At 41.2% G+C, this 18821-nt stretch carries 17 protein-coding genes and 1 pseudogene; 10 read left to right on the top strand and 8 right to left on the bottom strand.

Annotated features, from left to right (window positions below; translation table 11 throughout):
* Nucleotides 1-87: 87 nt before the first annotated feature.
* Both V7K48_RS07910 and V7K48_RS07915 read right to left on the bottom strand, forming a co-directional pair.
* Nucleotides 88-477 carry a hypothetical protein gene (locus V7K48_RS07910; protein WP_335071218.1) on the bottom strand — a complete coding sequence of 130 codons (390 nt, stop codon included), beginning with the start codon at nucleotides 475-477 and terminating at the stop codon, nucleotides 88-90.
* Between the two features lie 56 nt (nucleotides 478-533).
* Nucleotides 534-1376 (bottom strand): hypothetical protein, encoded by an 843-nt coding sequence (locus tag V7K48_RS07915; protein WP_335071220.1) that lies wholly within the window; start codon nucleotides 1374-1376, stop codon nucleotides 534-536.
* A 519-nt stretch (nucleotides 1377-1895) separates the two neighbouring features.
* Here V7K48_RS07915 and V7K48_RS07920 point away from each other — a divergent pair.
* Nucleotides 1896-2144: pseudogene (locus V7K48_RS07920) on the top strand (serine hydrolase); the annotation flags it as partial.
* Nucleotides 2145-2491: 347 nt separating this feature from the next.
* Here the strand turns inward: V7K48_RS07920 and purT are convergent.
* From purT to V7K48_RS07940, 4 genes are all read right to left on the bottom strand, one after another.
* Complete coding sequence (gene purT / locus V7K48_RS07925; RefSeq protein WP_335071222.1) at nucleotides 2492-3655, bottom strand: formate-dependent phosphoribosylglycinamide formyltransferase; 1164 nt, start codon at nucleotides 3653-3655, stop codon at nucleotides 2492-2494.
* Between the two features lie 65 nt (nucleotides 3656-3720).
* On the bottom strand, nucleotides 3721-4203 hold the full coding sequence (locus V7K48_RS07930) for a pentapeptide repeat-containing protein (protein ID WP_335071224.1): 483 nt from the start codon (nucleotides 4201-4203) through the stop codon (nucleotides 3721-3723).
* Between the two features lie 310 nt (nucleotides 4204-4513).
* A complete protein-coding gene (locus V7K48_RS07935; protein ID WP_335071227.1) occupies nucleotides 4514-6280 on the bottom strand; it encodes an ABC transporter permease subunit in 1767 nt (588 codons plus the stop codon).
* A 44-nt stretch (nucleotides 6281-6324) separates the two neighbouring features.
* Nucleotides 6325-7275, bottom strand: coding sequence for an ABC transporter ATP-binding protein (locus V7K48_RS07940; protein ID WP_335071360.1), 951 nt, complete (start codon nucleotides 7273-7275; stop codon nucleotides 6325-6327).
* A 232-nt stretch (nucleotides 7276-7507) separates the two neighbouring features.
* Between V7K48_RS07940 and V7K48_RS07945 the strand changes: the two genes are divergently transcribed.
* The 7 genes from V7K48_RS07945 (at nucleotide 7508) to accD (ending at nucleotide 14112) form a co-directional block, all read left to right on the top strand.
* The gene (locus V7K48_RS07945) at nucleotides 7508-7687 is read left to right on the top strand and encodes a hypothetical protein (RefSeq protein ID WP_335071230.1); all 180 of its coding nucleotides are present in this window, start codon (nucleotides 7508-7510) and stop codon (nucleotides 7685-7687) included.
* Nucleotides 7688-7966: 279 nt separating this feature from the next.
* Complete coding sequence (locus V7K48_RS07950; protein ID WP_335071232.1) at nucleotides 7967-9244, top strand: APC family permease; 1278 nt, start codon at nucleotides 7967-7969, stop codon at nucleotides 9242-9244.
* A gap of 378 nt (nucleotides 9245-9622) precedes the next feature.
* On the top strand, nucleotides 9623-10711 hold the full coding sequence (gene leuB, locus V7K48_RS07955) for a 3-isopropylmalate dehydrogenase (RefSeq protein WP_335071234.1): 1089 nt from the start codon (nucleotides 9623-9625) through the stop codon (nucleotides 10709-10711).
* 521 nt (nucleotides 10712-11232) lie between these two features.
* Nucleotides 11233-11493: a hypothetical protein gene (locus tag V7K48_RS07960; protein WP_335002032.1), complete on the top strand. Its 261-nt coding sequence runs from the start codon at nucleotides 11233-11235 to the stop codon at nucleotides 11491-11493.
* A gap of 180 nt (nucleotides 11494-11673) precedes the next feature.
* Nucleotides 11674-12564, top strand: coding sequence for a prepilin peptidase (locus V7K48_RS07965; protein WP_335071236.1), 891 nt, complete (start codon nucleotides 11674-11676; stop codon nucleotides 12562-12564).
* A gap of 209 nt (nucleotides 12565-12773) precedes the next feature.
* Nucleotides 12774-13025 (top strand): hypothetical protein, encoded by a 252-nt coding sequence (locus V7K48_RS07970; RefSeq protein WP_335071238.1) that lies wholly within the window; start codon nucleotides 12774-12776, stop codon nucleotides 13023-13025.
* Nucleotides 13026-13161: 136 nt separating this feature from the next.
* A complete protein-coding gene (gene accD, locus V7K48_RS07975; RefSeq protein WP_335071240.1) occupies nucleotides 13162-14112 on the top strand; it encodes an acetyl-CoA carboxylase, carboxyltransferase subunit beta in 951 nt (316 codons plus the stop codon).
* Nucleotides 14113-14409: 297 nt separating this feature from the next.
* On the opposite strand, the gene V7K48_RS07980 is transcribed toward accD, so the two are convergent.
* On the bottom strand, nucleotides 14410-15846 hold the full coding sequence (locus V7K48_RS07980; RefSeq protein ID WP_335071242.1) for an MFS transporter: 1437 nt from the start codon (nucleotides 15844-15846) through the stop codon (nucleotides 14410-14412).
* A gap of 230 nt (nucleotides 15847-16076) precedes the next feature.
* Between V7K48_RS07980 and V7K48_RS07985 the strand changes: the two genes are divergently transcribed.
* Complete coding sequence (locus V7K48_RS07985) at nucleotides 16077-17297, top strand: ABC transporter substrate-binding protein (protein WP_335071362.1); 1221 nt, start codon at nucleotides 16077-16079, stop codon at nucleotides 17295-17297.
* Nucleotides 17298-17313: 16 nt separating this feature from the next.
* On the opposite strand, the gene V7K48_RS07990 is transcribed toward V7K48_RS07985, so the two are convergent.
* Nucleotides 17314-17523, bottom strand: coding sequence for a PIN domain-containing protein (locus tag V7K48_RS07990; protein WP_335071244.1), 210 nt, complete (start codon nucleotides 17521-17523; stop codon nucleotides 17314-17316).
* Nucleotides 17524-17610: 87 nt separating this feature from the next.
* On the opposite strand from V7K48_RS07990, the gene V7K48_RS07995 reads away from it, so the two are divergent.
* Nucleotides 17611-18501, top strand: a complete 891-nt coding sequence (locus tag V7K48_RS07995; protein ID WP_335071246.1) for a proline iminopeptidase-family hydrolase — start codon at nucleotides 17611-17613, stop codon at nucleotides 18499-18501.
* Nucleotides 18502-18821 lie beyond the last annotated feature (320 nt).

Consider the following 18821-nt stretch of genomic DNA (forward strand, 5'->3'; position numbering starts at 1 on the left):
AGAGACTCTTAACAAGGTAAACGAGGTAATTTTGAATTTTCAATTTCATTATCCAAAATCCCCAATTTAAAATCTAAAATTCGGTGATTATAGGAATAGCTTACGCAAAAAGCCTAGTAAGTGGATAGCAAAATCTATATTTACCTGAGTTTTACGTGCAGCGTCGATTTCTTGTAAGATTTTCTGCATCTGTGCTAGATTTTCTTGATTTATTCCGATGATACTAACATTTATAATCGCTGCTCTTACACTATCGAGAGTAAGTTTGCATTCGCTAAGTGCTAACTCCAACTTATTTATTTGCTTCCAGTTTCTCTGATTTTGCACGTTTAAAAGTTCAAATTGAAGCTGAGAGCGAATATCAAATAATTTTTCTTCTGTGTTATTGAGTTGTTCTAAATTGATTTGATTGCTAGGGATTGCTTGAAACTGAGAAATTATTTTTGCAAAAGTATCTAAAATGTTATCGTTTGCCATAACTTATATATTCAGTTAAATTGCGAACATTTTTCATGACTAGTTGCACCTAAAAATTATTGGCATAATTGAGATGTTTGTGGTTGCATCTGTCTGTTTCTGAAAGAAATATCTTTCAGAAATTCTTTCAATACTTTATCTTCATTAACTTCTTTTTCCAGAGTATTAATCTTTGTAAGTGTCGAACTGTAGTCATTACCACTAAAACTGGTAGCTACTCCAACAATCTGAGTAACTCTAGCAGCAAGAACTTCAAAGTTAAGATTAGGGTAATCATCAATAAGTTCTGATAGTTTTCTTCCAGTATCAGCCGCAACCAAAAGTTTAAAGATAGATTCATTCAAACTTTTTTGTTCAAACAAATTAACTTTTCGCCACTCATCTATCTGTTTAGCAACTTGACGCTTAATTTCTTCTGCTTCTGGTTGTGAGGATATACTTAAATTTCTATACTGTTCACCAAGACGCTTTAGTTCAAAGCTAATGAGTACCCGTTGTGGATCGCTTGGTCTTGGTGGTCTTTCCTGAATTCTTTTGGCTAAAAGCAGCATCTTTACTGTTAAACATCGTGCTGGCTGGGCAGTTTTAGCAACTATCCTTGCACTTTCATAATCAATTGTTTCAAGCTTGTTAAATATCTCTGCAGCTGTGTCATATTCTGCTTTCAAATCATCGAGTACTTGATCAACATCTGATGGCTGGATATTTTGCTGACTTTCTCCTGTAATAATTCTATTTACTTCTCTAGGAATTCCAAATTGAATACTGGTATCATTTAATAATCTTTCAATAACTAAATTATCATCTCTAGGTAGATCATCAAGTTGATAGATTTTCTTCACCGATGTAATAGCATCAGCCGCGCGATCGCGAAAATTCTCGGCAGTTACTCGGAGCATTGCTCTTTTTTGAGGCGTACAACCGCTGATCGTGAAACTGATAGTACAGGCTACTATCCAAAATTTCCATAAACTGAATTTCTGGATATGGGAAACTCTCATAGACATATTTAGCTGTGTCCAGATATAGTTAATACTTGTTTACCATCATTAGATCATCCAGTATGGAAATAATTAAAAAGTTAACTGCGTCTGAATCAAATCTTTTTTCCCAATAAGCTGGAATTTTTAGAGATACTACTCACTAACTGTAGAGGATCACAGAATCCTTACATACTAGTTAAATTGAAAAATTATAACAGATGCTTTTTCGTGTAAACGTATAATTTACAAAAATTTTCATAATTGTGCTTTAATGATGAGCGGTTTTTATTTTTCAAGAATCTTCGTCACACACAAAGCGATCACCGATGCTCTTCACACACAAAGAAAACATTTTAAAATTTAGCTGGCTTCTACCCAGCTTCTTAAGTTGGTTGCTGTTTGGCTCCATTGTCAAAGCTACTGCGATCGCTAATGCTTAAAGCCTTGATGAGTCGCTATAGTTTTCTGAAAACAGGAATGTTTTTCCTAGATTTAGATACTGGGGATTATCTAGATGTTGGAGGCGATCGCGTTTTCCCCGCTGCTAGTACAATCAAACTGCCAATTCTCATTGCCTTTTTTCAGGATTTAGATGCTGGTAAAGTCACCCTTCAGGAAAACCTGACTATGCGGCGTGATTTGGTGACAAATGGTTCTGGAATTATGCAGTATGAACGAGTTGGCAAACTGACTTTTCCCGTTAAATCTGAAAAAGCAGACTCATAAAGGATTTAGGGAACAGCCCCGCATATACAATAGAGTAATGAAAATCGGGTGCTAAAGGTAACAAGCAATGTTGGACTGGTGGGAGAAAAATTTTGCAACCTGTGAACTGGGCGATAAGCCTGACGGCATGGCTACGCTTACCGCCGATTGAATGCATACTTCTTAACGTTAAGTAATTGATACAGGCTTTCGGTGTGTTAGGGCTTCCGTAACACACCGAAAGCCTGAAATGATGCCGTCCTCTCAGCGATAATATACCCTACAGCTACAGTGGTTTTATATTTAATTCAACCTACCTACTTGGATTAGATAATTGTGATTTTACTTGCTGCTCTAGTAGCTTTTTCTCTAGCCTCTTGGACATTAGCACCCTTCGCTAAAGCTACTCCCATTCGCCGATATAGATGAGCATTAGGTTTACCAAATAATTTAATATCTACATCTTTTTCTGACAAAGCATGGGCTACACCACCAAAAGCAATAGAATCAGATTTTTTGGAAGCTAAAATTACCGCACTAGCTGATGCTCCTAGCTGTTCTATATGAGGAATTGGCAAGTCTAAAATAGCTCTTAAATGTAGTTCAAATTCATTGAGATTTTGTGAGATTAATGTCACCATTCCCGTATCATGGGGTCTGGGAGAAAGTTCGGAAAAAATCACTTCATCTTTGGTAATGAAAAATTCAACGCCAAAAATTCCGGCTCCTCCTAAAGCATCAGTGACTTTTATGGCTATTTCTTGGGCTTTTAATATCTTGTCTTCCGAAATTAGTGCGGGTTGCCACGATTCTTGATAATCTCCTCGTTCTTGGCGATGACCAATAGGAGAACAGAAAATTGTCGGTGCATTCCACTGTTTAATTGTCAGTAAAGTTATCTCAATTTCAAAGTTAATAAATTCTTCAACGATCACCTTTTGACTGTCTCCTCTAGAATTAGCGATCGCATAATTCCAAGCTTTCTCAACCTCACTCTTATCCTGCACCACAGACTGACCTTTACCAGAGGATGACATTACAGGTTTAACAACATTAGCAAATCCAATTTCATCAGAAACTGTAATCAATTCTTCTAGAGTTATTGCATAGCCATATTTAGCTGTTCTGATGCCTAATTTTTGATGTGCCAGTTCCCGAATTCTGTCGCGATTCATTGTATAGTTAGTAGCAGCCGCAGTTGGTATAACTGTAATCCCTCGCTGTTCAAATTCTAGAAGTTTTTCTGTTCTGATTGCTTCAATTTCTGGTATAATAATATCTGGCTGATATTTTTTCACTACAGCTTCTAAATCATCCGCACTAAGCATAGAAATAACTTCAGAAGCATCAGCAACTTGCATAGCTGGAGCATTAGCATAACGGTCAACAGCAATCACATAATTACCAAGACGTTGAGCAGCGATCGCAAATTCTTTGCCTAGTTCTCCTGAACCCAGCAGCATCAATTTTTGGGGCAACTTAATACTCATTAACTTATCCAGGTGAATCTCAATTTAATAATCTTATAATTTTGTGTATTTTAATTACCATCTTCTCAAGAATTAAATCTAGCTCCGCGTAGTTGTAAATCTTGACGTTGCAGATGATTTAAACCAGTTCCTACGCCAAGCTGACACTTATCTACTAAAGTCTCTAACCAAATAGTCTCATTAAGAGTTGCACCTCGTAAATCTGCATTTCTCAAATCGGCTTTCGTAAAATTTACAAATAAGAGGTCTGCATTCACTAAACTACTATCTTGTAGATTTGCTCCTGATAAATTTCCTCGGATAAAGTTTACACCATCTAAAATTAAACCAGATAAATCTGCTCCTATAAGATTAGGAAATTTTAGCTGACTTGGATATTTCAAAAACCGCATAATACAAATTATATTTGCTTCATTTAGTCGTATTTTGGTTAAAAACTCATAACGAGCTATGCCCAGTTGCTTGAGAATTTGTAGACGCTGTGGGGGACTTTGTTCTAAAAACTGAATAGCTGTGTAGCGTAAGTCTTGAGTAGAGAGATTTAGCATAATTCTTAGATTATTGTGATATTTGTGCCGATTAAAAATTTAACAGCCGATGCAATATAGTTCAGTTAGGCATATTAATCCCTCGAAGATCCCCCCAACCCTCCTTTCTAAGGTGGGCAAAAGACCGCTTATTTCCGCCCTTTTTAAGGAGGATTAGGGGTGATCAAGTCTTATCCAAACCGTATTTACAGCCGATGTAGGCAAATAATAGATAATATAGCAGTCCTAAATCATTCGTAGAAAAACAAGATCCCCGACTTCTTTGAGAAGTCAGGGATCTAACATCTAACGTGTATCAATAACTACTTACCTAACGTCCTGCTAATAATGCTTTCGTAGCAGATTCGCCTGCTAATTTCACCTGCCTTGTCAGCTGGAAGTTTAACAACGCTAGAACACTCAAATCAGCTAACAGTGCCATAAAAACTGTTGTCGTTCCAGCGTGTTCTACAGCCGCCCAAGGAAAAGTTGTAAACATCCAGACAGTAGAATGTTTCCACGACGAGATACCGATAAATTCTAGAATCATCGGTGGTAGGAACACGGCTGCACCTAAAGTTCCAATTGCCCAGAAAGAACGCTTAGGAGTTTTCAGCAAAAGTATCAATTGAGCGATGGTAGCGTAAATCATCATTAAGCTGATAGACAAAGCTATAGTTAAAAGTACTTTAAACCTGTCAATCTCGTTAACGATCCAAGTTCGGCCATCGTTTGCGTCAACAATAGATGTAAGTGAAAGCCAAATTAACCAGGGAATAGTAACAATTGTTAAATTAATTGCGATCGCCACGAGTGCAGGGCTTTTTTCAGCCCACATTAGATCCTGCCTAATACTCTTGTGACTAGAAACTCCCTGATGTCGATATCTTGCCCAATCTTGTACATCTTGACGGTGAGGGGAAAGAACCGCAATTAAACTTAAAATCAACACCAAGTTGTACAGTGCCAGCAAAACGAAGTTTTCCCCAACCTGTTGATCCCACGTATCATTATTTTTACCATTTTGTAGAGCAAATCCCCAGATCATCAACTGGCAAAAAGCTACTAGCAAATAACTTTGCTTTTTGGTGATTATTGAGGCTTGAGGATTACGGAAGCAACGTTTAAGAACTTGCAGAATACCGTAACTGCACAATCCAAAGTTTAATAAATGGAAGCCAACAACATTAACTAAACTTGTCCCTAAGGGTAAATAGAAAAACTGCCAGTTTTTCATGGGAGAACCATTGGATAGATGGAACAAATTAGGAAATAAATAATTTGTTGTATCCCAAACACTAAAAAGTCTAAACCAAGCAGTTGAATTATTTAAACTGTTGTTATAAGACGATCCCAGCACCATCGTTGTGAACAAAAAAAGGAAAACGGCACCACTACCTAACCAAGGCTGAAAACCGCTAAACCAACGACTAACTAAGCCAAATAGTAGTGCAGCACTGTAGAAAAAAATACAACTGGCAGCAAGAATAGCGTAGTAACTCAAAATGTAACTAAATGCAATATTGGCAGAATGACCAGCCCACAAATGTAAAGGAACTGCTACTAAGATGATCAAATAAATTAAACTTGGAACTCCTAGCAACTTGCCAGTCAATATACTTGTTTCTGATTGGGGGCTGAGACGGATGAAATTCAGTGTACCGCGAGTTTCTTCTTTAGCTAAATCGTTAATTAGTAAATAAGTTCCTGCAACTAATAGTGTAAATACAAAAATTACACTAAATGTTAGAAATATATATTCCCAATGATCTCGCCACCACAACTGCCAATCAATTTCGTTTTGGGGACAAATATTATTTGATATTAAATCATTCAAATCAGCAGTTTTAGATTGATTTAATTCTTGCAAAACCGGGTTTTCTGGCTGTTCATATGTTTGAGGCAAACTACAGTATGTGCTATTTAGCGAATATTTATCATCAGGAAACTCCCGTAATTGATATAAAAAAACTACCAGTTGCAGTAGTAGAGATGTTGCAACTGCGATCGCTACATTAAAAAACTTCAGGCGTCCTTTGAGTTCCCGCAATAGTTGCGGATTCCAATCGCCGATTTTGTCTATCAAATTGGGCATCATAGCAAAAAAATCTCCAAAAATGGGGAGTGATATTTATTGACGTATCAAGATGCTTGTTTGTGACCTAATTTTAGGAAAATACTTTCTAAGTCTTCTTGCATACAGTGAAAATCAGTCAGAGGAATGCCTGTTTTGATGAGCGATCGCAATAACTCAGCACTATCTTCCTCTTTGCCCGAAAAATTTACCCGCACGCTGTTTTTTCCTAGTATTACCTCCCACTCTTCTACTAAAGGATGATGTTTTAGTTCGCTCAAAAGTGTCTCTAAGTCTCCCAAAGTTGATAAGACAATTTGCTGGTGGGAAAGACGTTGATAAAGTTGCTGTAAAGAAGTACTTTCTACCAAAAAGCCAAGTTCCATAATTCCCACAGAAGTACACAGTTCCGCTAAATCACTGAGAACATGGGAAGAAATAATTACAGTCATCCCAGCTTCTGGCAAAGCCTTAATGATTTCACGAAACTGCATCCTCGCAATGGGATCAAGCCCAGAAACAGGCTCATCCAGTAGTAGTAAAATCGGTTCGTGGATAATGGTTCGTGCTAAACTTAAGCGCTGTTTCATCCCCCGCGACAGAGTAGAAATCTGACTGTGGCGTTTATTACCAAGTTGGATTAGTTCTAAAACTTCATGCAGGCGTTGAGTGCGGCGTGGTTCTCGCAAACGATACAGACGCGCAAAATAATCTAGGTAGTCCCAGACAGTCAGATCCTCATATAGCGGGTAGTCATCAGGTAAGTAGCCTAGACGACGCTTAAGTTTGGGATTACTCTTGTCACGGAGTAGGCGATCGCCATTAATATAAATCTCACCTGTAGTTGGTTCCTCAGCAGTTGCCAACATCCGGATGAGAGTTGTTTTACCCGCGCCATTCGGCCCAATCAGTCCATATACTTCACCAGCCTGGATGTCTAAATCAACGTCATTGACAGCAACGTGTCGGTCAAATTGCTTAGTTAGTCCACGGGTGCAAATTGCTAATTCTTTTACCATCGCTGCTGGGGTGCGGCTTGTGATTAACACTTAACCTAACCTTTTTCTACAACTTCTGTCATGCTTGTTTCAGAAATTGAAACTGAGTTTATATAAAGTAGCTTTGAGTAATGAGCATTTTTGACCACCATCTTCATGAAATTTTTAAATAATCTCAATAATTAAGTTTTGTTACTGGGAATACTAAAGCTAGAAATTTCTAGGTCTTTCCAGTTAATCAGATAAAAAATGTATGGATTTTGAATCGATTATGAAAATGCCTGTTATCGGGCAAACTATTGCTTATGCTATTGAAGATGTTAGGCAATGGGGACTAAGTTTTGCCAACAATTTTTATTGGGTAGGTAATAAAGATAACATTGCAAACCTGATGATAGAGGACATTAGAAATTTGGCTAATTTTCCTTTTTAAAAGTGCATAGGCTAGCAAGAACCGCAGGCATCGCTTCGTTATGCTTCACATCATGATGGAGTTGAGCCACTATAGCAATCCTATTTGAGCTATGAAAATTATCGAACCACCTTTTCTACGAGACGCGTATTGCATACCCTTCTTGCGCGAGAATGGCTCAAGTCGCTGTACACAGTAGTAGCGTGTATGGAGAGAAAATAGTCTAATAAGATTGTTCAGCTTGATTATCTGCGTGCTGGTCAACGACTATAAGACTATCTATTCTTAAAGAGGTTACAGGTGTCAAGCAAAAAAATAGGTTTTTGGTCTGTGTGGGCATTGGGTGTGGGAGGCATTGTTGGTGGACTTTTTCCAGCGCTGGGAGTTGTGATTCAAATAACTGATGCAGGCGCACCACTAGCATTTGCGATCGCAGGGACAATAGCTTTGATAACTACTTATGCTTATGCAAAACTTTCAGTAGCTCATCCATGTCGAGGCGGGACAGTAACCTTCTTAAACCAGGCTTTTGGTCTAGGGCTGTTTAGTGGGACACTGAATCTTCTACTATGGTTTAGCTATGTAGTCATGCTTTCCTTTTACTTGCAGGCTTTTGGTAGTTATGGAATTAGTTTATTCACAGAGTCTACTCAACCTTTTTGGAAGCACTTACTGATTAGCTTGGCAATTTTAGGGACAACTGGACTAAATCTACTGACTGCCAATCATATTGGTAAATCTCAAATCTGGATTGTCAGCTTCAAACTGGGGATTTTAATACTGTTCATTATTATGGGGAGCAGTCATATCGACATTTCCCGTCTAGCACCAGCCTCAGTGTCGTCGCTACAGTCAATTTTCGCAGGAGCAATGGTGATTTTCTTGTCTTATGAAGGCTTTGAGCTAATTGCCAATACAGCAGAGGATCTTGTCAATCCCAAGCATACTTTGCCACGAGTTTATTACTCTGTAATCGGGTTCGTTATTTTGCTTTACGTTTTAATAGCACTCGTCACATTGGGAGCAGAACCAATAGAACAGATTTTGGCAGCAAAAGACTATACTTTGGCTGAGGTTGCCAAACCAATTATGGGGCAATTCGGAGCTGTTTTGATGACTATTGCGGCTCTTTTATCAACTCTCTCAGCTAGTAACGCAACACTCTACGGCTCAGCTCGTTTTAGCTCTATTATTGCTAAATCTAGGGGGTTTGACTCTAGTAGCGAAATAAATGGCCGTGACCAATCTTCAATTGGCTTATTTATTACTAGTGGTATTACTCTAATAATCGCCAATTTATTTGATATAAGTCGGATTTCAACGATGGGTAGTGCTGGGTTTCTTCTGATATTTGCTGCGGTTAATTTAGCTAATGCTCGTATGCATCGTTATACGAAAAGTAAGCAGTGGATTTCCCTTCTAGGTGTTGGAATATGTTTGGTAGCACTAGGAATGTTAATTTGGTTTGCTTTGCAAACAGATCCACAAACCGTCTGGGTTTTAGTGTTTATGGTAGGAGTAGCCATCGGTATCGAAGTAATCTACTACCTGTCAAACAACCGACAGCTACACCTTTGAAGAAGCTTTGCTCAACTCTAGGACGTATTTGGAAAGTGAATCTAGGAACAGATACAGCAGAATAAAGGCGTCAGTTGTCAGAATGGGCTACGCACCGCTGCGCTAACAGAAGTAAAACAGGCTTTATATCTGGCTTTGAGACTTCGCTTGTGTACAACACTCAACTTGAAATCTGCTGTATGTTGATGAGTCTTCCTCTATTTTTCCTGGTTTTCCTTTCCTCGTTTTGGGCATTGGGGGCGAATACCTCTGAAAGTATAGGGCAGCACGTTTTTCTTTGGAGCAAAAGAGCCGCACCCAAATAAATTAAAAACTCCATCGGTACATTTTGCTAGGTATGATATTTAATCTGCAAGCATTTACCCAGTAAAATTAGCTATGACCCAGAACTACCGCATTACTCTACTCCCCGGCGATGGCATTGGCCCTGAAATTATGGCAGTGGCGGTAGATGTGCTGAAAGTCGTAGGAAAGCAATTTGATCTGAAATTTGAATTCCAAGAAGCCCTGATTGGTGGTGCAGCAATTGATGCTACAGGGGAACCCCTACCATCTGCCACTCTAGAGACTTGTCGTAACAGTGATGCTGTGTTACTCGCTGCGATTGGTGGTTATAAGTGGGATTCTTTGCCATCTAATTTACGCCCAGAAGCAGGTTTATTGGGGCTACGTGCGGGTTTGGGACTATTTGCCAATTTACGCCCAGCGAAAATTTTGCCTCAACTAATTGACGCCTCAACTTTAAAACGCGAAGTTGTGGAAGGTGTGGATATTATGGTGGTGCGTGAACTCACTGGTGGAATTTACTTCGGTAAACCCAAGGGGATTTTTGCCACGGAAACTGGTGAGAAACGCGGTGTAAATACAATGGTTTACACTGAATCTGAAATTGAACGCATTGGGCGGGTGGCCTTTGAGGCGGCTAGAAAACGTGGCGGAAAACTTTGTTCGGTGGATAAGGCGAACGTATTAGAAGTATCTCAGTTGTGGCGCGATCGCATTACCCAACTTAGTACAGAATATCCAGATATCGAACTCTCTCATCTATATGTAGATAATGCTGCTATGCAGTTGCTACGGTCTCCCAAGCAGTTCGATACCATCGTCACAGGCAATTTGTTTGGTGATATTCTCTCTGATGCTGCTGCCATGCTCACGGGTAGCATTGGGATGTTACCCTCGGCTAGTTTGGGCGCTTCAGGGCCTGGTGTGTTTGAACCAGTTCATGGTTCCGCCCCAGATATTGCCGGACTTGATAAGGCTAATCCTTTAGCACAGGTTTTGAGTGCGGCGATGATGTTACGCTACGGTTTAGACCAGCCAAAAGCAGCAGATCACATTGAACAAGCCGTATTGCAAGTTTTAGAACAAGGCGATCGCACAGGGGATATAATCTCTCCAGGAAAAAATCTCCTGGGTTGCCGCGCTATGGGTGATGCACTGATTTTAGCTCTTGAAACAAAATAATTTCATCGCAATTAAGTATTAAGGTTTGAGACCCTGGCAATCCCTAATGCTTAAACGCGAACAGCGTGTTGTAAACAAGACTCGTTGGCGCAGCCTCTCCAAGAGTTGAGGCTACACTATCGGGTTCGTGGCTGATACTCGTTCGCCCTTGGTGTCTCCCCAACTCTAGAAGACGCTCCTTCGCGTTGCTAAAAGACTGCGATCCTCTGACTGCAAAGCGTCTACGAAGGTTTCCGATGCTCCGATTTGGCGCTAAATCCCCTTTCTGTTACAGAATTACGAATTGCGTTAGCGTAGTTAGCGTAGCCTAAAGCCTTCTCTTCTCCCAAAGGGAGACGCTGTTCGCGTTCGCTGAGAGCAAATATTCATACTCCTGCAAAAAAGCAAGCTATGCCTTGGTCTGGTAGAGAGCGTCATTACGAATTACGAATATTTAAAGTGCAACTTGGGCAATTTGGCAACCTTTGCTATAAGTTTCGGGTAGACTATAGAGAAATCTAGCAATCAAATAACAGTCGATAGTGTACGCATTACGACAAGGACAAGCAAATTTTACCGCCCCAAAAAACCAGCCGCCTTTGATTGATCCCGCCGTAATCAGAGCTGCTGGGCAGATATACTACACTCACTGTGAAGTACATCCCGAAATAGCTGGGCAACCTTCCGGTGTAGCAATTAATCGCATGACTCATCGAGGTAAGGTTATTTTTACTAACCAACCAGTTCTCTTACCTCAAGAATGTTTTGTGCCCTTGAGTCAAATTGAATCGCACATGTATTAGTCATTAGTCATTAGTCATTAGTCATTAGTCATTAGTCATTAGTCATTAGTCATTAGTCATTAGTCATTGGTCATTGGTCATTAGTCATTAATCATTAGTTCTCGACAAAGGACATCTCGACAAACGACAAAAGATAAACGACAAATGACACAGGACAAATGACAAAGGACAAATAAATGTATGGACATTTTGTTCGCCGTCCTGGCGAGTGTAATGGTTTTTGCTTTGGGTGCATCTATTGGTAGTTTTCTCAATGTTATTGTTTATCGGCTACCTGCTGGGTTATCAATTCTTTGGCCGCCTTCTCGTTGTCCTAAATGCTTAAACCAGCTAAAAGCTTACGACAATGTACCAGTATTTGGCTGGATTTCCTTAAAAGGGCGGTGTCGATATTGCAAAAGCAAAATTTATGTCCGTTATCCTGTGGTAGAAGGGGTAACGGGCATAATTTTTTTACTGGTTTTTTTAGTATTTCAGGTTTCGACTTTAACAATAGGCTATTGGGCTTTTTGTAGTTGGTTATTGGCGCTATCGCTTATCGACCTAGATACAATGACCCTACCCAATCCACTTACTCAGTCGGGTTTGGTGGTGGGGATTTTGTTTCAAATGGTGGTTGGTTTTTTACCAGAAGCTAGCTCTGTAGCATTGGTAAATCACCTGATGATGGCGATAGTTGGCGCAGTATTGGGTTTATGGCTGTTTGATGCGATCGCCATATTAGGTTCAATTGCCTTTGGTAAAGCTGCAATGGGTGCAGGTGATGCCAAGTTAGCAGCCATGATGGGAGCCTGGTTAGGGTGGAAATATTTGCTCTTGGCTAGTTTTATTGCTTGTACGCTGGGAGCATTAGTTGGTAGCGGTGTTATTATACATAAACGCATTCGCAAAGCGTCTGTCTGCGACACGCTGCGCGAACGTAGAGAAGCTGCCACTCAAGAGACATCCCGACAAAGATTAGGACAAAAGATGCCTTTTGGCCCTTTTCTAGCTTTGGGATCTGTGATTACTCTATTTTGCGGCGAAGCCATTTTGTCTAGCTACCTACGGTTATTTTTTCCAGCATCTTGAACTGAAGTGGGGAGTGGGGAGTGGGGGAGCTGAGGGGGACAAGGGAGAATTATTGAACAAGTTTCTTCCTTGTCTCCCCCCTCTCCCTCGTCTTCCTTGTCTCTTCCCATTACCCAATGCCCCATGCCCTTTGATAAGAAATATTTATAATTTCTGACTGTAACCAGCATTACCCCATCTGCCCTTCATATTTTGATAATATTCAGCTTGTGACTTGTATTACCCTCTTAACGACGATTAACCGTTGGCAAGCACAATTAGTGCAACAGATGCAGATTGCTCATCACCTAGCAATACGAATAATTGATTTAGGTGGGAGGGGGAGAGCATCTTATTTGGAGGTTGGTATTCTCATGGCTTTAGTCAGTACGTCCATAGAATTAAGTCTGCTGAAAAAAGAGCAAGAGACTTGTATTGGCATAAGTATTTTCGTTAAGCTGGCAACCAAAGATGAAAATTAAGGTTTGAATTGCTTAAAAGTGTAGTTTGACGATGTAGTCATCAGTCATTAGTAAAGACAAATGACAAAAAACTAAGGATAACCCAATACGGTTTGACATGTTTTCGACCTTATACCCACTTAAAATAAAATAAAAAATGGCTAACAACGAAGAATCACGCGGTTTAAAGTCTCTATTTGATTGGTTTGCAAATCGACGGAAATCAGGATCTACCAGCCTCGAACGCCAAGAGCGTGAAATTGCCGATGGTCTATGGAATAAATGTTCTAAGTGTGGTGTATTGACATACACAAAAGACCTAAAAGCCAATCAGATGGTTTGTGTCGAATGTGGTCATCACAATCGGGTAGACAGCGATGAGCGCATCCGTCAATTGATAGATAACAATACCTGGAAACCGCTGGACGAGCATTTGCGTCCAACCGATCCGCTGGAATTTCGCGATCGCAAACTCTACAGCGATCGCTTGCGGGAATTACAGGAGAAAATTGGCTTAATAGACGCAGTTAAAACTGGTTTGGGTCAAATCAACGGCTTGCCTATTGCCCTTGGGGTTATGGACTTCCGTTTCATGGGTGGTAGTATGGGCTCGGTCGTGGGAGAAAGACTCACCCGGATGATTGAGCAAGCCACTCAACGGCGGTATCCTGTAGTTATCGTCTGCACCTCCGGTGGCGCGAGAATGCAAGAAGGAATGCTCTCCCTGATGCAGATGGCGAAAATCTCCGCAGCCCTACAGCGCCATAAAGACGCCCGACTATTATATATTCCTGTTTTGACCAATCCCACAACGGGCGGTGTTACCGCAAGTTTTGCGATGTTGGGCGATCTCATTTTGGCAGAACCCAAGGCAACTATTGGTTTTGCCGGTCGGCGAGTGATTGAGCAAACCCTGCGGGAAAAACTTCCCGATGATTTTCAGACTGCTGAAGATTTGCTCCAGCACGGTTTTGTTGATGATATCGTACCCCGTACCCAATTAAAGAACACCCTAGCCCAGCTGATTGCCCTACACCAGCCTGTACTAACAACCCCTCATATGGTGTTGTGGGAAACAATGTCCTTAACTTCTACCGCTGCAGAATAAACAAAAGTTATGAGTGAGGAACAAAGCCGGAGACTCCAAAACTCCAGTGAGGAGTAGAAATTGAAAAAGAGGCAAGGGAGCAGGGAGCAATAAGCAAGGGGGACAGAACAAAATGGGGATTCGACCCCACAGTCACCAAAACCAGGTAACGTGAAGTGGGGGACTCAGACCCATGTTCCGATGCAGCTTCACAGCATGAGTCAGGGGTCATTTCCCCAAGCTTTGAGCCCCCATCCAAGAGCCTCTTCGGTGAAAACTTCATAACTCCTGACTCCTAACTCCTCAGTTTTGATTCCCTCACCTTCCCGGCTCTTTGACAAAAAACAGTGGAACAAGCGCTGCTAGTCGGAATAGACTAGAGAGGGCGAACAACCCCAGTAAGCCTCCAAACTGAGCAAATTGGACGATGAAGCTGCCTATAGTTGTGCCTAAAGCACCACTCGCTCCAGCAACGGCAGCTGCGATCGCAAAATAGATAGACTGATTTTTATTTGGTGCGATCGCCAATTGTATATTGTTGCTGCATAAGTCAATCGCCGCCCAAGTCCCTCCACTCAAGATATGTAACAGGGGTAACCACAACCAGATGTCAAGGCGATTAACACCAATCCCCAGCCACAGCAGTGGTGTGGCTGCAACCAAAATCCCAATACAGATGAGAATAGGACGATTACCTATCTTGTCTGCTAATTTGCCCCACAGGATGAGCATTAGCAAAGTCGCCCCCGCCTGAAGGCTGTTGTAGATAGTCACGTAGCTCACGTCCAAATTCAGCGTGTCCAGCATGTAGAGGTTAAAAAAAGGACCGCTGAGGCTCACAGCAAGTGTCCAGAAGCTGAAATACAGCAGAAATCTCAAAAAGTTAGAGTTTTTCCAAAGACTGTTAGCTAATTGGTTTTGTGGTGGATGAATTGATTGAGCTACTTCAGAAGATTCATATTTTGCAACCTCTGGCTCAATCTCACTTGTTCGAGGTAACTTACCATAATAAGTATTTTGCGTAGCTTGCTGCCGTAGGCATCGCGGATTCATATCCACTTGGAAATATTGACACCCTAATCCCATAATCCCAAACACGATGCCTACCAGCAAAATCACCCCATAGCCTTGGAGAGTTCCCCCATACCAATGTGATACAGCTAGACCGGCCATTGGTACGCAAACCAAATTAGTTAGACTAGCAGCACTATTGCGTGTCCCAAAATACCTGCCTCGCAATTGTCGGGGAACTATCATTGCTACCCAACTTAGCCACGATGCTGTTCCTAGTCCTCCCAAAAGATTGCTAAATAGGACAATCAAGAGTGTCAATATCACTAATTGGTGAGTATTAACCACTCCCCAGCCTACGCCTGCAATACTGATTACTAGAACCAGCCATAGCAGACGACCAATTCCGTGTGTCCGAAGAGAATATTGAAAGCGGCTGGTGCTGCGTTCAGACAAGTAAGCACCCAACGGCTGAACCAGATTGACCAACATCGGGATAGAAGAAAGCATCCCAAATACCACTGGACTAGCACCCAATTCCACCAAGAAATTGCTGAGTAAAATCCCGCCAGTTCCAAGGGAGTAAACCGCTGCTAAGACAGAATCTGTAGTGGAGGCTCTTAGACTTGTGCGAATAGTATCCTTGGGAATTCGAGAGGTTGGAGAGAGTGCTGTTAGTGGTAAGGCAATCTGGGAAATTTCTAGAGTCAGTGGCGCAGTTGTTTCAACCTGAACAAAATCCATAATGTATGTTTAATGAGTAAAACATCCTGATATAAATCCGGTTACCCTGGAACTCAGTATGCTTTCATTAATATTCCTGATAAGTTTTCGTTATTTCAGCTTGCAATTTTTAACAAAAATTTCAGAGAAGTAAAATATCACTCATTAATAACACAAGATATAAGTGAGTTGAGAGAGACTGTTATTTGTCTGTGATCAAGAAAAGATTGTTTAATTTTTTAGGACTGGTAATGGCGATCGCGATCGCCATCATTGCTTGTCACAGTCTACAATTACCAAGCAAACCCTTAGCGTCTACCGCAGTCACTATTAAACTTAGTGGTTGGGGAGGTTCCCCTGTTGAGCAAAAACTTTTGAGGCAGGTGTTGCAAGACTTTGAGGCACGGCATCCAACTATTAAGGTGAAATATGAGGTAATCTCCGACCAATACATGGATGTAATCAAAACTCGTTTAGTTGGGGAAGCTGCGCCTGATGTTTTTTATCTGGATGCGCTGGAAGCTCCTTTCTTGATGAGTCAGAATGTTTTGGAACCGTTAGATGCTTACATCACTCCCGAATTTGACCTAACGGATTTTGAGGATACCCTACTCAACAGCTTCAAATACCAGAACCAGATTTACGGTTTTCCTAAAGACTATTCTACCCTTGCCCTCTTTTATAACAAAAAAGCATTTGCCGCCGCAAGCTTGAGTAATCCGCCAGCTACTTGGGAGGAATTACGTAATTACTCGAAACAATTGACAGGCAAAATTAACAAATACGGCTTTGGAGAAATTCCCGAATTGGCGCGTCAGGCTTATAAAATTAAAGCCTTTGGTGGACAACTTGTTGATCAAAATGGTTCTGCTACCTTTGCCAGTGCAACAGGTTTGCAGGGTTTAGAGTTGGTAGTAGACCAGTATCAAAAAGACCACTCCTCTGCCCAAAAATCTGATGTGGGGACAAACTCAGGTAGTGAAATGTTTGGTCAGAGTAAAGTAGCAATGGTGATTGAAGGTAACTGGGCAATTCCCTATCTAACTGAAACCTTTCCCCAATTAGAGTTTGCTACCGCACCAGTGCCTACTATTAATGACAAAAAAGGCACGATGGTATTTACGGTTGCCTACGTGATGAACAAGCAAGCACAGCACAAAGCCGAAGCTTGGGAGTTGATTTGTTATCTCACGGGTAAAGAAGGGATGCAGAAGTGGACAGGAAAAGGGTTTGCTTTACCAACACGTAAATCAGTCGCAAAGAATTTGGGCTACGACCAAGATCCATTGCGCTCGCCATTAGTGGCGGGAGTGGATTATGCTACACCTTGGCAGGTAGGTAAGTATCCAGGGGCGATCGTCAATAACTTTGATAATCAGTTTGTCAGCGCCTTGCTTGGGCAACAACTATTAAATCAAGCGATGCTGAAGGCACAGAATGAAGCTAATCAGCAAATTAAGGCTATGGAGTAAGCAATCTTTCTTACCTTCACCAAATCACTTCTGAGTAGAAATTTGCTATCTCTTTATCTGCTGTAATTATTGCAGCTTGATTACTTCTGGCTAGTGCAACGACAACTCGATCTACTGGATCTCGATGACCCCATTCTAAATTGACACTTTCCATCCAAATATTTTCATCAATCAGTACAATCTGAACGACACTAGACTTTTTCAGCGTTACTACGTCTGTAGGCATCGCTGGGCATCCCAATTTATAAACTCAATGAGGTTCAAGCGATCGCGTAATTGAGTATATTTCTTTGAGCAATAAAACACTAACTCCATGACTGTAACTTCTGCCATTGAAGACTTTATTTCATTCCGTGGTCATCAGGTATGGTATCGCATCGTTAAACCAGACCAAGAAGATTCTAAAAAGCTACCGCTGCTGTGTCTTCACGGAGGCCCAGGAGTACCCTACGACTACTTAGAACCATTAGAAGCGTTGGCTTCGCCCGCCGCAGGCATCGCAGCAACCGGAAGACGAGTTATTTTTTACGATCAATTAGGGTGTGGTAATAGCGATCGCCCCACAGACCCCACCTTATATTCCATTGATTTGTTCAAAGAAGAACTCGTTGCCGTCCGCAGCGCATTGGATTTAGAACAGGTTCATCTTTTTGGACAATCATGGGGTGGTTGTTTGGCCCTAGAACATGCTCTTTCCCAACCGACTGGGTTAGTCAGTCTTGTTTTAGCTAGTACACCTTGTAGTATTCAACAATTTGTTAGTGAAGCTTATAGCTTAATGAATGAGCTGCCAATTGAAGTACAACAGGTCATTCGTAAGCATGAAGCTGACGGTACAACTCAAGACCCCGAATATAAACAGGCAATGGAAGCTTTTAATCATTCTTTTCTTTGCCGAGTAGATCCTTGGCCGAGTAGCTTAACTAGAGCCTACAGCAAAGTTGGTACAGAGTTTCGGGGTGCAGGCAAAATCATCGACTGGAATATTGAAGATCGTCTAGGTGAAATTATTGTGCCGACACTGCTACTTTCAGGTCGCTACGATGAGGTTACGCCTACTTGTGTTAAAACAGTTCACCAGGGTATTTCTGGCTCTGAGTGGGTACTGTTTGAAAACAGTTCACATATGCCTCATTTGGAAGAGACGGAACGATTCTTGCAAGTCTTGAACGAATTTTTAAATCGTGTCGAAACAGCGCTGTAAAGGTGAGATTGTAAGTTAAGTCTCATATTCCTTAAAGCTAACTCTTCACTTATTCTGGAATTATGGAAATTATAAGTTCTGAACACGGAGTTTCGAGTTCTGAGCACGAAGTTCTGAGAAAAAAGCTTGGCGTTTCGAGTTCTGAACACGGAGTTTTAAGTTCTGAACACAGAGTTTCAAGTTCTGAGCACGAAGTTCCGAGTTCTGAGCACAAAGTTTCGAGTTGTGAGCATAAAGTTTCGAGTTCTGAATACAGAGTTTCGAGTTCTGAACACGGAGTACGATAAATAATCATGTATAACCCATCGCTACAGTCGGGT

This window comes from Nostoc sp., assembly GCF_036919615.1.
In the GTDB taxonomy this organism is placed as follows: domain Bacteria; phylum Cyanobacteriota; class Cyanobacteriia; order Cyanobacteriales; family Nostocaceae; genus Nostoc.

Excerpts from the sequence above, each read along its gene's own strand:
- V7K48_RS07930 (WP_335071224.1), bottom strand. The coding sequence starts at position 4,203 with ATGCTAAATCTCTCTACTCAAGACTTACGCTACACAGCTATTCAGTTT.
- V7K48_RS07935 (WP_335071227.1), bottom strand. The coding sequence starts at position 6,280 with ATGATGCCCAATTTGATAGACAAAATCGGCGATTGGAATCCGCAACTA.
- V7K48_RS07910 (WP_335071218.1), bottom strand. The coding sequence starts at position 477 with ATGGCAAACGATAACATTTTAGATACTTTTGCAAAAATAATTTCTCAG.
- purT (WP_335071222.1), bottom strand. The coding sequence starts at position 3,655 with ATGAGTATTAAGTTGCCCCAAAAATTGATGCTGCTGGGTTCAGGAGAA.
- leuB (WP_335071234.1), top strand. The coding sequence starts at position 9,623 with ATGACCCAGAACTACCGCATTACTCTACTCCCCGGCGATGGCATTGGC.
- V7K48_RS07995 (WP_335071246.1), top strand. The coding sequence starts at position 17,611 with ATGACTGTAACTTCTGCCATTGAAGACTTTATTTCATTCCGTGGTCAT.
- V7K48_RS07985 (WP_335071362.1), top strand. The coding sequence starts at position 16,077 with ATGGCGATCGCGATCGCCATCATTGCTTGTCACAGTCTACAATTACCA.
- V7K48_RS07965 (WP_335071236.1), top strand. The coding sequence starts at position 11,674 with ATGGACATTTTGTTCGCCGTCCTGGCGAGTGTAATGGTTTTTGCTTTG.
- V7K48_RS07945 (WP_335071230.1), top strand. The coding sequence starts at position 7,508 with ATGGATTTTGAATCGATTATGAAAATGCCTGTTATCGGGCAAACTATT.
- V7K48_RS07980 (WP_335071242.1), bottom strand. The coding sequence starts at position 15,846 with ATGGATTTTGTTCAGGTTGAAACAACTGCGCCACTGACTCTAGAAATT.
- V7K48_RS07940 (WP_335071360.1), bottom strand. The coding sequence starts at position 7,275 with ATGGTAAAAGAATTAGCAATTTGCACCCGTGGACTAACTAAGCAATTT.
- accD (WP_335071240.1), top strand. The coding sequence starts at position 13,162 with ATGGCTAACAACGAAGAATCACGCGGTTTAAAGTCTCTATTTGATTGG.
- V7K48_RS07915 (WP_335071220.1), bottom strand. The coding sequence starts at position 1,376 with ATGCTCCGAGTAACTGCCGAGAATTTTCGCGATCGCGCGGCTGATGCT.
- V7K48_RS07990 (WP_335071244.1), bottom strand. The coding sequence starts at position 17,523 with ATGCCTACAGACGTAGTAACGCTGAAAAAGTCTAGTGTCGTTCAGATT.